We start from the raw sequence: 14,622 nt of genomic DNA, 5'->3' as shown, positions 1-14,622 counted from the left end.
TGGAGATAAAATTAATTTCCGACGACAACACTTGTCGCATGATGTAATTTTTCGGTAATGACAGCTTCGGTAACGCGTTTAATATCGGCATCATTAAAAAAGGCGGTGACATACACCACCGGCAGATCGACCGCCGGTAAATTGATGGTGGAGATCACCAGCTCAATATCGTCTTTTGCATGAAACGTCTGCAAACCGCTGGCGGAGACCACGCCGACAATCGTCCAGTCCGGAAAGGCGCGCAGGATACGGCTTTTCAGCAGATGCGACGTTCCGATACCGGTAGAACACACCAGCAGAATACGTTTATGTGCGATCTGCCGCTCCATCGCCGCCTGAAAATGCACGGTCAGATAACCGATTTCATCTTCCGACACCGCCGCCTCGCCCCAGGCGCTAAATACCTGATTCACCGCACGCTGCGTCAGTTTCCAGACGTCCTGTAGCTCGCCTTTAATATCTTCCAGAAGCGGGTTACGAATAAAAATGTGATAATTCAGTCGGTTAATTAACGGTTTTATGTGGATCAGCAAACCATCATACAGCGCGGCGTCATCACGGAAATCGCTATCCACCATTGCGGAGAACGTCGCGATGAGCTGACCGGTAATCAGCCGCGCCTCATCGCTGGAATGCATATTGCCAGGGTTACGGATATCGCCCCGCTCCTCGACCACCACGCCGGAGGAAATAATGTATTGATAGATAAACCACACTTCATCTTCAGGCAGCGGATGGGCGATATGTTTCTCTATACGCCGCAGCATCCCCCGGGCAATGGTAAACACGTTTTCATCGAATGGCGGGGTGCTCTCCTCTTTTTTAGGCAGCGCGTTGCCTCGCGTAATGCGGTACATCATAATCAGGATATGGGTAAAGATATTCACGTAATATGGCTCGCCAAGCGACCAGCAGAGCTTCTTTTCCATATCCTGTAACAGCGTCTGAACGAACAGCACATCCTCTTCACCAAAATAGCGTACCAGCGCCTTATAACTGCCCGGATCAAGCCGTGAATGAATAATGGTTCCGGTCTCATTATGATTAATAATGCCATTAATCAGCGAGGCCATCGCCTGACGGACGCTATTTTCACTGCCCTCAATATGCGTTCCGCTTTGACTGCGAATCAGTGATAATCCCAGCGGGGCGATCCATGATTCAATAATTTTTAAATCGTTAACAATGGACGCGCTGCTGATAAAATAGCGTTCGGATAATTTACTGATGGATGTTTCATGTGGCGTTTCATTCAATAACTGCGAGGCTATTTTTACCCGCCGGGAATTATTTAACATCACATCGGCATCATCACCTTCGCCACTCACTGGCAGATCCAGTTGCAAAAAATCGGTAACGTTTTCTGCTAATAACATCACGCCGGAACCTGCGCGTTTATCGATAGTGATTTTACGTTCGGCAAGCCACTGCTCCAGCTCCCGGAGATCGCGCTGAATGGTCTTCTCGGATACATTAAGATATTCCGCGATTTTTAGCAGCGTGACGTATTCTCGTCGTTGCAGGAGAAACTTTAATAATCTGTTTTGTCGAGAGGTAATTGTTTGCATTTTTTTACCCTTATTACATACCAGATTAACCCCACGGAATGCTTTTTTTACGACTTAAGCTCCATAAATATTCTGTAAGCATAAATATAAAAGTCAGTTGATTAAATCACAATACTAAATCGTGTCCGGAATTCCGGACAAAAACAGGAACAGAAGTGAATAAGGAATTTATTTCAGGACAGATCACATTTTCGCGATAAATATGAGTGATAGCGATCACAAATATGAATTATTGTAAAAGGAGAAAGCGTGAGGATGATGATAAATAATCTGCTGCTGCCGGGTGGTCAGCAATCAACAACATCCTCTCTCCCTAACAGAGAGAGGATGGCCGTTTTACAGGGTAATCGTCAGGTCATTGCCGGTCGCGGTCACTACCACGCCCCGATCGCTGGCGCTCTGCGCACCGCCCTGCACGCCGGCGATCTGCGCCACGTTGCGCAGGCACAGCGTCCAGCCGCTTGCCTTACCGTCGCCTTTGACAATAATGGCGCGACCTTCACGCTTCGCCGTCAGCGTAAAGACCACAGAACCGTCCTGCGCCGGAACCTCGCAGGTCGCCGTATGCCCGTCCTCCAGCGCAAATAGCTGGAAAGCGGTCCCGTCATTCCAGGCGTAATCCGGCTTCTGGTCGTTATTACCGAGTGCCAGCAGCGTGTTCTCGCGCACGTAAACCGGCAGACTGAGCACGTCGTGGGTCTGTTTATGCCAGCGGCTGCCTGCAATCTCATCATTGTGCCACAGGTGCGTCCAGCGCCCTTCCGGCAGATAAAACTGTACCTCGCCCGCCTCGCTGAACACCGGAGCCACCATTATGGCATCGCCGAGCATATACTGCCGATCCAGATAGTCGCACGCCGGATCGTCCGGGAACTCCAGCATCATGGCGCGCATCATCGGCGTACCGGACGCATTCGCCGTCGCCGCCTGGCGATACAGGTACGGCATCAGGCGGCATTTAAGCTGAGTAAAGTGGCGCACCACATCGCAGGATTCGTCGTCATAAGCCCACGGCACGCGGTAGGACTTACTGCCGTGCAGGCGGCTATGGCTGGAGAGCAGCCCAAACGCGCACCAGCGTTTGTAAACGTGTGCCGGGGCAGTATTTTCAAAGCCGCCGATATCGTGGCTCCAGAACCCGAACCCGGACAGACCAATTGACAGCCCGCCGCGCAGGCTTTCCGCCATCGACTCATAGTTGGCGTAGCAGTCGCCGCCCCAGTGAACCGGGAACTGCTGCGCACCGACGGAGGCCGAGCGCGCAAACAATACCGCCTCTTTCTCGCCGACGGTCTCTTTGAGCACGTTCCACACCAGTTCGTTGTAAATGTAGGCGTAATGGTTATGCATTTTCTGCGGATCGGCACCGTCATGCCAGACAACATCCGTCGGGATGCGCTCGCCAAAGTCGGTCTTGAAGCAGTCAACGCCCATCGCGATCAGCCCTTTCAGCTTATCGGCGTACCACTGGCAGGCGTCCGGATTGGTGAAGTCGTAAATCGCCAGCCCCGGCTGCCATTTGTCCCACTGCCACAGCGAGCCGTCCGGACGCTTCAGCAGGTAGCCCTTCTCTTTCAGCTCCTTGAATACCGGCGATTTCTGGCCGATGTAGGGGTTGATCCATACGCAGATTTTCAGCCCTTTCGCCTTCAGGCGGCGGATCATCCCTTCCGGGTCCGGAAAGGTCGCCGGATCCCATTCAAAATCACACCACTGGAAGGCTTTCATCCAGAAGCAGTCGAAGTGGAAGACGTGCAGCGGCAGGTTGCGCTCCGCCATGCCGTCGATGAAGCTGTTAACTGTCGCTTCATCATAGTTAGTGGTGAACGAGGTGGTCAGCCACAGCCCGAACGACCACGCGGGCGGCAGCGCCGGACGGCCGGTAAACTGCGTATAGCGGTTGAGTACCTCTTTCGGCGTCGGGCCGTCGATCACAAAATATTCCAGATATTCGCCTTCGACGCTGAACTGCACTTTCGAGACTTTCTCGGAACCCACTTCAAACGAGACGCACTGCGGATGATTGACCAGCACGCCGTAGCCGCGGTTGGTCAGGTAAAACGGGATGTTCTTGTACGACTGCTCGGTGCTGGTGCCGCCGTCACGGTTCCAGGTTTCCACCGTCTGACCATTTTTCACCAGCGCGGTAAAGCGCTCGCCGAGACCATAGACCGTCTCGCCGACGCCCAGATCCAGCCGCTCGAACATGTAGTTGCGCGCGTCGTTGCTGTCCTGAACGTAGCCGTTATTTTTCACCTGGCTGCCGGTAATGCGCCCGCCGTCGCGCAAAAAATCCAGCGCCCAGTTTTCGCCTTTGGTGACGCGCACGCTCAGGCTGCCGCTTTTCAGTTCGGCGAATGCCTCCGTGTTGCGCATTTCTACCTGCACATCCTTCATCACGTTCAGCGGATAATGTGGACCGTTATCCAGCGCCCCCTGGAAATGTTCGATGCGCACGCCGACCACGCCTTCCTGCGGCGAGAAAAAGCGCAGGGTGAACAGCGGCGTATCGAGTTGCCAGGCGCGTTCGCGCACATCGCGCGGGGCGGCGTGGATCACCATCTCGTTGCCCTGCTGCTCGACGTCAAACACCTGGATCGGGTGAATAAGATTCAGCCCCGGTTGAATTAGCCAGTTTCCATCACTGATTTTCATAACATGCTCCTTTAGTGCTGCAATGCTTTGCCCGCTGGCGACTGCGTATCGCGACGCTTGCCCTGCGCGACCTGTTCAAGAATATGATTCATCAACGGCGTTTTCAGGAGGTAGAAGCGTTTGGCGATAATGGCGCTCAGCAGATAACAAAAGGCCGGTACGAGGGTAAACAGGGCGATGATAATAGAGAGCGTGGCGCTGTTCTGGGTTTTGGCGGCGGCATCGTAACCGCCGCCAGCCAGCATCCAGCCGATCATCGCGCCGCCCAGTGCCAGGCCCAGCTTCAGCACGAACAGCGTCCCGGCAAAGCTGATCCCGGTCAGGCGTTTGCCGTTGCACCACTCGCCGTAATCGACGGTATCGGACATCATCACCCACTGGATAGGCGTGACCAGTTGATGCAGCACGCCGATAATGGCGATAAAGCCGAACATCACGATATTGGCGCTCAGCGGCACAAAGAACATCGCCACGCTAAACACGGTCAGCAGCGCGTTAGTGCCCCAGAAGACGCTGACCTTGCACAGACGGTCAGTGATGGGCTTCGCAAGCGCCGAACCAATCAGGTTGCCCACGCAGTAGGTGGTCAGGAACCAGGTAAACAATCCCGGCGCACCCATAATCCAGGTGACGTAGTACATCATGGCACCGCCACGCACGCACACCGCCAGAATGTTGAGGATGGTCAGCAGGCCGACGATACGCCACTGGTCGTTTTTCAGGATATCGCGCAGGTCTTCACTCATCGCAGTTGTTGATGGCGGCGCAACCACACGCTCTTTGGTGGTAAAGAAGCAGAACGCCAGCATCAGGAACGCCACCACCGACAGCACCGCAATCCCGCTCTGAAAACCAAATGCTTTATCGCCACGGCCAAGCAGCTCGACCAGCGGCATCATCAGCACGGTTGAGAGCATCCCACCCGCCGTCGCCAGCACGAAGCGCCAGGATTGCAGCGAGATGCGCTGCGTCGGGTCGTTAGTAATCACGCCGCCCAGCGCGCAGTAGGGGATATTGACGATGGTATACAGCAGCGTCAGCAGGGTATACGTTACCGCCGCGTAAATCATTTTGCCGGTCATGCTGAGATCCGGCGTGCTGTAGGTCAACACGCAGACGATGCCAAACGGCAGCGCGCCGAACAGCACCCACGGGCGGAACTTGCCCCAGCGGCTGCGGGTACGGTCGGCAATCAGCCCCATGCAGGGGTCGGAGATGGCATCCAGCGCGCGGGCCAGCAAAAACATCGTGCCGACAAACCCCGCCGGGATGCCGAAAATATCCGTATAAAAAAACATCATAAACATCATGACGTTATCAAAAACGATATGGCTGGCGGCGTCACCCATGCCGTAGCCAATCTTCTCTTTTACAGAAAGTATCTGACTTTTCATTGTTCATTCCTTGATGCTGTAAGGTACGTGGTACTGCTGAAGAGCTTTTTAAATCATCCTGGCGGGCGGGGGTATTCCGTTTTCTGGTTATCAGATTACGTTTCTTGTTTTCTGTGATCGCGGTAGGGAAAAATCGTAACGTGTGGATTTGTTGAGGATTTATGTCAGATTAGGGATGTTTTGGTAGTAAGGGCGTGAAAAAAGTCACATGGGGGATGTGGAAACCGCAGGAAGTAGCTATAATGCGCCCGCCTCCATGTAGCAATCGAGGCGCGGAAGATCGTCATCTCCGGTGAGGTGGCTGGACTTCAAATCCAGTTGGGACCGCCAGCGGCCCCGGGCAGGTTCGACTCCTGTGATCTTCCGCCAATCATCTTCTCAGCACGTCCGAGAAGAACCTTTAAATTCATAAACTTCAGCAAGTTAACTAGCTTTATTGTCCGTATCAGTCCAAAGGCATCTCCCTAAATCCACGAAAAATATGTATATCGTTGTGTATAATTTTTTATTCACAGATTTAACTTATACACATTCCGCTTACAGACATACAAATCCGACGTGCCAAGGCACAAGAAAAGCCCTACACCCTCAATGATGGGCAAGGCATATCCTTGCTTATAAATCCCGACGGGAGCAAAGGATGGAGGTTCCGCTACCGGTTTGCGGGTAAAGCCCGGTTAATGTCATTCGGATCATACAGTCTCGTCTCGCTTGCTGAGGCTCGCGACAAACGGGATACAGCACGCAAGCAGGTAGCAAATAGCATTGATCCAGTCTAAGAACGCAAAGCGCTAAAGATGGCACAGCAACTCTCAATAGAAAACTTCTTCGAAGCTATATGTTGGGAATGGCACTCAAATAAAGCCGATCGCTAGACAGTCGCCTACCGTGAAGAAATCATTAAGACATTTGAGCAAGATGTTTTCCCGCACATTGGTAAGCGTCCTTTAAGTGAGATTAAACCGCTGGAACTGTTTGAGGTACTACGACGAATAGAGAAGCGTGGAGCGCTGGAGAAGACAAGAAAAGTACGCCAAAGATGCTGTGAGGTTTATCGCTATGCGATTATAACGGGCCGCGCTGAATACAATCCTGCACTGGATTTAGCCATCCCTCTGGCCGTTCCAAAACAAAAGCACCATCCATTTTTATCAGTTGAAGAGCTACCTCATTTTATTAGAGATTTGGAAGCGTATACCGGCAGCATCATCACGAAAAATGCGACGAAGATTGTGGTGCTTACCGGCGTTCGTACCCAAGAAATGCGCTTTGCCACATGGGATGAACTAGATTTAGATAAAGATATATGGGAGATTCCAGCAGAAAGGATGAAAATACGCAGACCTCATATTGTTCCTTTATCTACTCAGGTAGTTGACCTCTTCGCACAGCTCAAACCTATTACCGGTCGTTATCCCTACATTTTTATTGGTAGAAATAATCGTAGTAAACTGATCTCTAAAGAAAGTGTGTCGCAGGTAATTGAATTACTGGGCTACAAAGGACGTGCGACAGGTCACGGATTCAGACACACAATGTCAACGATCTTACATGAACAAGGATTTGAAAGTGCATGGATTGAGATGCAGCTTGCACATGTAGATAAGAACAGCATTCGTGGGACATACAATCATGCACAATATATTGAAAATCGAAAAATAATTTTGCAATGGTATAGTGATCTCCTATTAACAACAGCCATAATATAATTATTATATGCTAACATATTGCATCAGTATTTCGCCGATGCAATATGCATATTATTTACTTAAGTTACCTTGTAATTCTGAAACAATTTCTTTCGAACATATTTCACCAAGTTCTAAGCTATCTCTTTCTAATTTCAATTTATCAAGCATAAATCTATTAGTGAGTTCGAAGCCATCAAAAATGGTATACCAGTTTTTAACGTAGCGCTTCATTCTAGGATCATCCCCAACTAATCCCATATCACCTTTTTGTATATGTGAATTCAATCTACTTTCTATTTCGAAACTATCTTTAGATATTTTACGACCTATAAGCATGAGCTCAAAATGCAAATTTTGACTACTAAACCCCGGATGTCTTTGAATTATTGCCGCATAATCATCAAGCTGTCTTAGATGTTTTATATTTAATGAAATGCTTGGTCTTTTTATCTCAATGATAATGCATTTGTAATATGGGTTACCATTGGAATCAAGGGCTGGGTACTTTCTGGCTAAAAATAGATCTGTCTGCCGTTTTGAACCAGCTAATTCTGTCTCATTCTCAACATCATCTTCATCAATATCATTGATATGTTTAACACGATTCCTTAATTCTAATGCTATTTTGGTAAAAGTATCTTCCTCAGCCCCGATAGTTTCATAGCGTTCACCGAACAACCATGTGTTGTTTTCAATTATTTTTTGAAGATCTGGAGTCTCCCTTATTTCCTTATAATGATGATCCATTAAATAACGAAGCTTGTCCACTACAAGCCTTCTTTTTTGTAGTTCTTCAATCGCGCTAATTATATTATCAAGTTTTGTAATTCTTAATTGATTAGAAAGTTTTGACAAACCCTCTTTACTCAAATCTAAAACGCTTTCAAGTATATTAAATAAATCCTCATTATTATTTGATGAAGATAGTTTATCCAATAGCCTTACAAAAACCTTTCTTTGTTTTGTATTCAAATTATCGAGCATAGCTGGCTCGGCTATATATATATCACGAACGATAGCCTTGATATTATTCAAGCGCCACTCAGCATATTTAGAATCTGAATATTCGCTATAAGAAGGGAATACTCCCTCTTGTTGATAACGCTCTAAAGTTTCGTCAATTTTCTTTTGAAGGAAATCATCATATATCTTTTTTGATAATCCCCAAACAAATTTTATGACATCTTTCCAAACTTTTGAGTCAGCATTATACTTAGCATCTGAAAATATATCATCACCTTTATTACTAAAGTTATCAGCCCAGTTAGAACTGACAAATATAGAAAGGTAGAAATCTTTTTTCTGATTAAATTTACTTGGAACTTCGTGGACTTTTTTACCCTGCGAATTTACCAAATATACATACGATCTTTCTTTAGAGGGTTTTTCATCCCATCGGAGAGCATTGATTGAAAATGAACTTCCATCAAATTCTTTTTCTAATGAGTGGGAATCATGTTCTGGTGCCGTTATAACAAACCCATTATAAGATAACGTTATCTGCTCGTTCAGTGCTAAGTGACAGCAAAACTCACTCTGTAATCGTTTTATTATTTCTTTATCACTTGGTAAATCATTATGAAAATGATTCAAGATGACACATGTGCCACTTTTTTGTCCGATTAATGTTGCATGCTGTTCTTGATACGGAATATTAATATAAGCTTGATAATTTTTAAGATCAGCATCATCAATTTCTATTTTAGCATTTATATCGTTATATTTAGTAAACCATATAGCTTGACGACTGAGCTTATGAAATGCAAGCCTTCCTCTTCCTTGTGAGCCATGTAATTCAATATTATCTTTTTTTAGTGAATCATCAAATCTATTAAAGTTCAAATCAAAGTGATTAAAATCTATACCGTCACCATCATCAAGAATATAAACCGATGACAGGCCGCCTAAATCAGTTCTACGCACCTCAATAGTGACATTCCGAGCTTTGGCATCAAATCCATTCCATGCTAGCTCAACAATACACTGAAATGGCTCGCAATTTTTAAATCTCTTTTTTATGCCAACATCATTTATATTAGTTTCGCCACTTATTATCTGCATGGTAATGTCCTTTTTTGCAATAATGCTGGTATCTGCTCATCTGGTTTATTCATTTCTAATGCAAACACTATATCTTTAAAACCCTTCATACAATATACATGTTACCCGGCAAATGCGGTTAAAGTATACCTGCCATCAAGAAATGTACGAAACTAAAATTACCCAGCTTGCGCGCAATGCTCTCCCCGCCACGCCTGCCCGCTTAAGGGGGCATTGTAAATGCAGGTGCATGAAACGGCGCAGGCCGCGCCGGTGCTGGCGTGGCGGGGGATGAAAAATACGGGGATTTGCATGCAAAATCATTCACCCTGTGAATTTATGACTTTTTTCGGCAAAAATGGCGGGATTTTCAGGTGTTTTTTGACGGACTACGGCGTGGTTAAATCAGCCCGGCGGCGGGCATAAATCATGTGCTGCGTCGGGGTGTATCTTTCCTGACTGTCGGTTCGCGAGGTCGCGTCGGGCCTCAGTCCGATGGCCGTTAAAATCGCTGCATCCTGTTCGCAGTAAGCCGGTTTTTTTCCGCCCGCAAGCCAGAGAGAAAGTGCCTCACGCAGATAAATTACTGACCGGTCGACGGCACGGCCCTGTACGGTGCCGCTCTGTCCCGCCACGGCCATCAGTTCAGGGGCGAAAATGGACGCCAGCGTGTCGCCGTGCTGCTGCATGAATTCATCCAGCTGGTCGCGGATACTGATATGCTGCACGCCTCGTGCGAGCGAATTTAGCGCACGGCGGCCCCGTTAATTTCCCATTTTTTGATGTCGGTAACCTCAAGCAGTTCCTGCAAGCGCCCGCCGGAGTGGTCAGTGCCTGCCGTGGTCTGTTCGCGGTATTCCTGTTCAGCGGCGGCCAGCGCTGCTTTATGATTCAGCCAGGCGGATTTGTTTGTTTCACAGGCGTCATACGCCTGTTTCAGGGTCAGGGTGGTCATGGTGCACTCCGGGATTAGTAAAAACGCTGTTTTCGGGTTTTGTCGGACTCGGTCACAATAAACGTATCTTCCGCAAGGTCGGTGTCCGCCGGAGACTGGATAATTTTGTCCACCGACTCCATCGCCCGGAACGAGGCCGGGCAGACAACGCTCGTACACTGGTAGTAAATCTGCCTCACCTTTTCGGACAGATAGCGACTGGTGCGGGTTTGGGCTGCACTTTTGCAGAAGGGACAGTGCATCATGACATCAGCCCCCATGCTTTCAGGTCAGCATCACGCTCGCGCATCTTTCTGAAGAACTTCTGGCGGGTGTCGAGCCTGTGTGGTGTGCCATGTGCGGCAGGGTTTCAGCCGACAGCCCTGCCCGGAAGAGGACCGGCTCGTCGTTCAGGCGGACATGACCGTTTTAACCGCCTCCTTAAGCCATACCATCACCTCCTGCATCACTTCCTTATCCGGCTCCACATAGCCTGTTGTAAGCTCAGTCTCGCTTTCGGGCACGCCGCCGCGCGCGAATCTTTATCTGACCAGCGCCCCACACGTACCCGTAGCGCCGTTTCAAGTTCATGCCCGGCATACAAGGTCAGTCAGGGTATGTCGATGTGCCCTGCGGTAATTCCACAAGGAAAATGGAAAGCCGAAACACGTCAACATTGCAGTGATAAATTACCGCATCGCCGCAGAGTCAGATGCCAGAGTTTACCCCCTCAATCTCTGGCATAATAAGTGAACTACGGCGTTGTGAGTAAGATGAAAATGGAGGCGGCATGACAGATAAAAACTTATCCCCATCCCCGGCGGGCGAATTTATTCTGTTTGCCAGTGATGACGGCGAAGTGCGCGTTGAATGTCGCTTTGAGCAAGAGACGCTGTGGCTGTCTCAGGCAACCATTGCCAGCCTGTATCAGATCACCCCCCAGGCCGTGACGCAACACATTAAAGCGATCTACGATGAAGGCGAACTTGAACAAAACGCAACCTGTAAGCCTTACTTACAAGTTCAACTTGAAGGGAGTCGCCAGGTAAGCCGCAACAGGCTCCATTACAGCCTGCCCGTTATTCTCGCCGTTGGCTATCGCGTTCGCTCCCAACGAGGCACTCAGTTCCGCCAGTGGGCAACCCAGACGCTCCAGGAATACCTGATCAAAGGTTTTGTGATGGACGATGAGCGGCTAAAAAATCCGCCCGTGGGTTCATCTGCTGTGCCTGACTATTTCGACGAGATGCTTGAACGCATCCGCGATATTCGTGCCAGTGAGCGCCGGGTTTATTTGCGGGTGCGGGAGATTTTTGCCTTAGCCGCCGACTATCAACCCTCACTAAAAGAAACCACACAGTTTTTTCAAACCATCCAGAACAAGCTGCATTTCGCCTGTACCGGTCATACCGCTGCGGAACTCATCCACAAACGTGCTGACGCCAGCAAACCACATATGGGCTTGACCAGCTATAAGGGCGAAGAGGTACGGAAGTGTGATGTGACGGTGGCAAAAAACTACCTTAACCAGGATGAAGTTAGCGAGCTTAACCGCGTGGTTAATATGTGGCTGGATTTTGCCGAAGATCAGGCTCGTCGTCGTCAGCAGGTCTTTCTGCATGACTGGCAGGTTAAGTTGGATCAGTTCCTGCAATTCAACGACCGCGAGGTTCTGCAAGGCGCGGGAACGATCAGTAAGAAAATGGCAGATGAAAAAGCGCAGGCGCAATATGTTAATTTTGCCGAACAACGGCGGCGCTTAAAAGAAGCTGAAGGTGAGAAAGATATTGCCGCTTTGCTACAGTGGGACAAAGAAAAGAAAAGCTAACACCGGCTACTGACGGATGCAAAAGCAGGTTAATGGCCGCAAGCTATTCCTTTGGTTCCACGCCCTTCTTACGTAAAGCCTCACGGCCAGAGTTTTTAAGCCAGTTTCCCAGACTCACACCTTCCTCTGCCGCCGCCGCCTCAAACTGCGCCTTTAACTCTGGCGTTATACGAATTTGAAAGGTTGGAGATAAACCTCTTCCCTTTGGACTCTTATCTCGTCTGGTTTTTTCTGTTGACATGTACGTACGCGAAGTTTAGATTACGTGTATTAAGTACGTACTTAATAGTACGCCGTCCAGACAACGCTCCGATGTGCAGCAACACAACCGGAGCGTCTAACCTCACCAACTATCAAGGAGTTGATTATGGCTGACTCGCATTCTACCTCAGACCTTCCCGCAACCAAACCCGAGCGCACGTTTATTGTGGGCTATCGTCCAAAATGTCTTGATACCAGCACGCCGAGCATCACGCTGTCCGGCAAATGGCTGCGCGAGGCGGGCTTTGAGACTGGCAACCACTACACGCTTAAGGTGATGCCCGGCTGTCTTGTGCTGGTAGCTTTGTCGGATAAAGAAGAAAGCCTGACGAAAGAGCTGGGGCAGACCAAACAAACGCTAAACGATCTGAGAAAAATGCTTCTGCCCGCTGAAACCAGCCCGGTTGGCTAAAACCGCCTTTAAGGCCACCAGCGTAAAACGCAGTTGTTCGGTTTTACCGAACAACTGCTGATAGTTCCCGGCTAAACCGCCAGTTAAATAATGCCTACAGCCTCTCAATAAACCCCTTCAGCTCGCGGTTAAAACGTTCGCTTTCTTCCATAAACGGCGCATGGCCGGAGTCATCGAAAATCACCGACTGAATGCGCGGATTCACGTCCTTCGCCCGCGCCAGCGAGGTCTGCGGATTGACCAGCGCGTCATGCCTGCCGTAAATAAACAGTAAAGGCACGCGGGCGGGCCTGAGTGATTTTTCAAGAGAAACGCTTATTGACGGCACGGCGCGCTGCATCGGCCATGCGGCAAGAGCGGCATTTGCCAGCAGTCGCCCGAATGTCCCGTTGTCCGGCTGTTGATAGAAACAGAGCCGCAGGAAGGCACGCTCACCATCAAGGTGGGTTTTTAAATCACTGGCGGTCATGTCACGGTAAACCTCCGGATGCGCCGTTATTTGCTCAGGAACGAGTTCCACCACGCCGTCGACGTAGACCGCGCCGCTGATGCGGGCATCGCCATAAGCTTCCAGATAGCGCGTGATCACCACGCCTCCCAGTGACCAGCCAACCAATAGCGGCTTATCAGCATGACTGCTCTCAATGACCGCCGCCAGATCATCGCCCCAGCGCCTGCCGTCGCGGTAAGCGCTTTCCTGCTGCGGCTTACCGGAGAGTCCGTGACCACGCAGATCAAAAGTAATCAGCCGGTAGCGTTGCAGTTGTACGTCTTCTGTCTGTTTTTCCCAGTTCAGGTGACTGCCCAGCAGACCATGAATAAAAATAACCGGCCTGCCGTTCGGGTTGCCGCTCTCCTGGACGGCCAGCGTGACGCCGTCAGGCGCGGTAACCGTATAGTTTTTTACCTGCGCAAACAGGGCCGCAGAAAACAGCAGCAGGAAAAGCGGAACGACCGTACGACGAAAAATGAATAACCACATAAAAAGCTCCTCTGGTAAGTGATCCCGCGCTATGCTGAACCCTGACATTAATGTCAGAGTCAAGCGGCATTCACAGAGGTGGGTTATGCAGTTAACCATTGGCGAGCTGGCAACAAAGACGGGCGTCAGCGTGCGTTCGATTCGGCATTACGATAGTCACGGTCTGCTGACTTCGACCCGCGCCTGTAACGGCTACCGCTATTTTCCGCAGGAGGCTGTTGCGCAGGTGCGACAGATCCAGCGGCTGATCGGCACCGGGTTCAGCATCGCGGAAATCCGTAGTTTTCCAGACTGCATGCGGTTAATTGAAGGCGCGGCGTTTTGCCCGGAAACCCAGGCTATTCAGCATAAACGGCTGGCGGAGATCGAACGGCAGATTAGTGACCTGGAATGTCGGCGGGCGCGATTAATGGAAACGTTGCGACAGGGTAAAAACGACTAACCGGCGATTCCCTCTCCGGTTGATTTTTCAGGTTCTGGCGTTTAGATGGACTCGTCGCTCGCCATCCCCCTTTCCCGCCGAAACCGCGCAGGCGTACACCCTGCCCATTTCTGAAACGCCTTGCTGAATGATGCCTCAGAACGGTATCCCGCCAGTTCTGCGATGCTGGCGAGACGGCTGCCGGAGATCAACAAACGGCGGGCCGCCTGGCGCATCCGCCAGTCCGTGACGTAGGTCAGCGGCGGCATTCCCATCACGGTGCGAAAATGCTCAGCAAAGCGCGAGCGCGATTGCCCTGCGGTGGCGGCCATGGCGTCAAGGGACCAGTGGGCTTCCGGACGCTGATGCACTTCCTGAAGGACGCTGGCGATATAGCGGTCGGCCAGCCCCCGCAGCAGCCCTGGCGCGCCGGATC

11 protein-coding genes, 1 tRNA gene and 2 pseudogenes are annotated in these 14,622 nt (G+C 50.1%); 5 read left to right on the top strand and 9 right to left on the bottom strand.

Features of this window, described 5'->3' with window-relative positions:
* Positions 1-11: 11 nt before the first annotated feature.
* The 3 genes from ACMGGS_RS06975 to ACMGGS_RS06965 all read right to left on the bottom strand — a co-directional run bounded on the left by ACMGGS_RS06975 (position 12) and on the right by ACMGGS_RS06965 (position 5,617).
* Positions 12-1,568: a BglG family transcription antiterminator gene (locus ACMGGS_RS06975; protein WP_176917031.1), complete on the bottom strand. Its 1,557-nt coding sequence runs from the start codon at positions 1,566-1,568 to the stop codon at positions 12-14.
* Between the two features lie 336 nt (positions 1,569-1,904).
* A complete protein-coding gene (gene yicI, locus ACMGGS_RS06970; RefSeq protein WP_414165533.1) occupies positions 1,905-4,223 on the bottom strand; it encodes an alpha-xylosidase in 2,319 nt (772 codons plus the stop codon).
* A gap of 11 nt (positions 4,224-4,234) precedes the next feature.
* On the bottom strand, positions 4,235-5,617 hold the full coding sequence (locus ACMGGS_RS06965; protein WP_414165532.1) for a glycoside-pentoside-hexuronide family transporter: 1,383 nt from the start codon (positions 5,615-5,617) through the stop codon (positions 4,235-4,237).
* Positions 5,618-5,891: 274 nt separating this feature from the next.
* Between ACMGGS_RS06965 and ACMGGS_RS06960 the strand changes: the two genes are divergently transcribed.
* Together ACMGGS_RS06960 and ACMGGS_RS06955 are read left to right on the top strand one after the other, a co-directional pair.
* A tRNA-Sec gene (locus ACMGGS_RS06960) sits at positions 5,892-5,986 on the top strand.
* 161 nt (positions 5,987-6,147) lie between these two features.
* A pseudogene (locus ACMGGS_RS06955) lies at positions 6,148-7,326 on the top strand (tyrosine-type recombinase/integrase).
* Positions 7,327-7,377: 51 nt separating this feature from the next.
* Here the strand turns inward: ACMGGS_RS06955 and ACMGGS_RS06950 are convergent.
* The 3 genes and pseudogenes from ACMGGS_RS06950 to ACMGGS_RS06940 form a co-directional block, all read right to left on the bottom strand.
* Positions 7,378-9,369 (bottom strand): ATP-binding protein, encoded by a 1,992-nt coding sequence (locus tag ACMGGS_RS06950; RefSeq protein ID WP_414165531.1) that lies wholly within the window; start codon positions 9,367-9,369, stop codon positions 7,378-7,380.
* 368 nt (positions 9,370-9,737) lie between these two features.
* Positions 9,738-10,303: pseudogene (locus ACMGGS_RS06945) on the bottom strand (phage polarity suppression protein).
* A gap of 14 nt (positions 10,304-10,317) precedes the next feature.
* Entirely contained in the window at positions 10,318-10,548 is a 231-nt protein-coding gene (locus ACMGGS_RS06940; protein WP_414165530.1) for an ogr/Delta-like zinc finger family protein, read from the bottom strand.
* A 524-nt stretch (positions 10,549-11,072) separates the two neighbouring features.
* Between ACMGGS_RS06940 and ACMGGS_RS06935 the strand changes: the two genes are divergently transcribed.
* Positions 11,073-12,110 carry a virulence RhuM family protein gene (locus tag ACMGGS_RS06935; protein ID WP_414165529.1) on the top strand — a complete coding sequence of 346 codons (1,038 nt, stop codon included), beginning with the start codon at positions 11,073-11,075 and terminating at the stop codon, positions 12,108-12,110.
* A 43-nt stretch (positions 12,111-12,153) separates the two neighbouring features.
* Here the strand turns inward: ACMGGS_RS06935 and ACMGGS_RS06930 are convergent, their stop codons facing one another.
* Entirely contained in the window at positions 12,154-12,351 is a 198-nt protein-coding gene (locus ACMGGS_RS06930; RefSeq protein ID WP_194207622.1) for a toxin-antitoxin system HicB family antitoxin, read from the bottom strand.
* Positions 12,352-12,477: 126 nt separating this feature from the next.
* Here ACMGGS_RS06930 and ACMGGS_RS06925 point away from each other — a divergent pair, with 126 nt between their 5' ends.
* Positions 12,478-12,783, top strand: coding sequence for a SymE family type I addiction module toxin (locus ACMGGS_RS06925; protein WP_414165528.1), 306 nt, complete (start codon positions 12,478-12,480; stop codon positions 12,781-12,783).
* A gap of 94 nt (positions 12,784-12,877) precedes the next feature.
* Here the strand turns inward: ACMGGS_RS06925 and ACMGGS_RS06920 are convergent, their stop codons facing one another.
* Positions 12,878-13,765, bottom strand: a complete 888-nt coding sequence (locus ACMGGS_RS06920; protein WP_414165527.1) for an alpha/beta fold hydrolase — start codon at positions 13,763-13,765, stop codon at positions 12,878-12,880.
* Between the two features lie 85 nt (positions 13,766-13,850).
* Here ACMGGS_RS06920 and ACMGGS_RS06915 point away from each other — a divergent pair, with 85 nt between their 5' ends.
* On the top strand, positions 13,851-14,207 hold the full coding sequence (locus ACMGGS_RS06915) for a MerR family transcriptional regulator (protein ID WP_414165526.1): 357 nt from the start codon (positions 13,851-13,853) through the stop codon (positions 14,205-14,207).
* Positions 14,208-14,248: 41 nt separating this feature from the next.
* Here the strand turns inward: ACMGGS_RS06915 and ACMGGS_RS06910 are convergent, their stop codons facing one another.
* Positions 14,249-14,518, bottom strand: a complete 270-nt coding sequence (locus ACMGGS_RS06910) for a helix-turn-helix transcriptional regulator (RefSeq protein WP_414166216.1) — start codon at positions 14,516-14,518, stop codon at positions 14,249-14,251.
* Positions 14,519-14,622: the final 104 nt, after the last annotated feature.

Source organism: Superficieibacter sp. BNK-5 (assembly GCF_047456055.1).
Lineage (GTDB): Bacteria > Pseudomonadota > Gammaproteobacteria > Enterobacterales > Enterobacteriaceae > Superficieibacter.
The sequence above is the reverse complement of the archived record's forward strand: the minus strand, read 5'-3'. Positions and strand labels throughout refer to the sequence as shown.

Excerpts from the sequence above, each read along its gene's own strand:
- ACMGGS_RS06975 (WP_176917031.1), bottom strand. The coding sequence starts at position 1,568 with ATGCAAACAATTACCTCTCGACAAAACAGATTATTAAAGTTTCTCCTG.
- yicI (WP_414165533.1), bottom strand. The coding sequence starts at position 4,223 with ATGAAAATCAGTGATGGAAACTGGCTAATTCAACCGGGGCTGAATCTT.
- ACMGGS_RS06965 (WP_414165532.1), bottom strand. The coding sequence starts at position 5,617 with ATGAAAAGTCAGATACTTTCTGTAAAAGAGAAGATTGGCTACGGCATG.
- ACMGGS_RS06950 (WP_414165531.1), bottom strand. The coding sequence starts at position 9,369 with ATGCAGATAATAAGTGGCGAAACTAATATAAATGATGTTGGCATAAAA.
- ACMGGS_RS06940 (WP_414165530.1), bottom strand. The coding sequence starts at position 10,548 with ATGATGCACTGTCCCTTCTGCAAAAGTGCAGCCCAAACCCGCACCAGT.
- ACMGGS_RS06935 (WP_414165529.1), top strand. The coding sequence starts at position 11,073 with ATGACAGATAAAAACTTATCCCCATCCCCGGCGGGCGAATTTATTCTG.
- ACMGGS_RS06930 (WP_194207622.1), bottom strand. The coding sequence starts at position 12,351 with ATGTCAACAGAAAAAACCAGACGAGATAAGAGTCCAAAGGGAAGAGGT.
- ACMGGS_RS06925 (WP_414165528.1), top strand. The coding sequence starts at position 12,478 with ATGGCTGACTCGCATTCTACCTCAGACCTTCCCGCAACCAAACCCGAG.
- ACMGGS_RS06920 (WP_414165527.1), bottom strand. The coding sequence starts at position 13,765 with ATGTGGTTATTCATTTTTCGTCGTACGGTCGTTCCGCTTTTCCTGCTG.
- ACMGGS_RS06915 (WP_414165526.1), top strand. The coding sequence starts at position 13,851 with ATGCAGTTAACCATTGGCGAGCTGGCAACAAAGACGGGCGTCAGCGTG.
- ACMGGS_RS06910 (WP_414166216.1), bottom strand. The coding sequence starts at position 14,518 with ATGGCCGCCACCGCAGGGCAATCGCGCTCGCGCTTTGCTGAGCATTTT.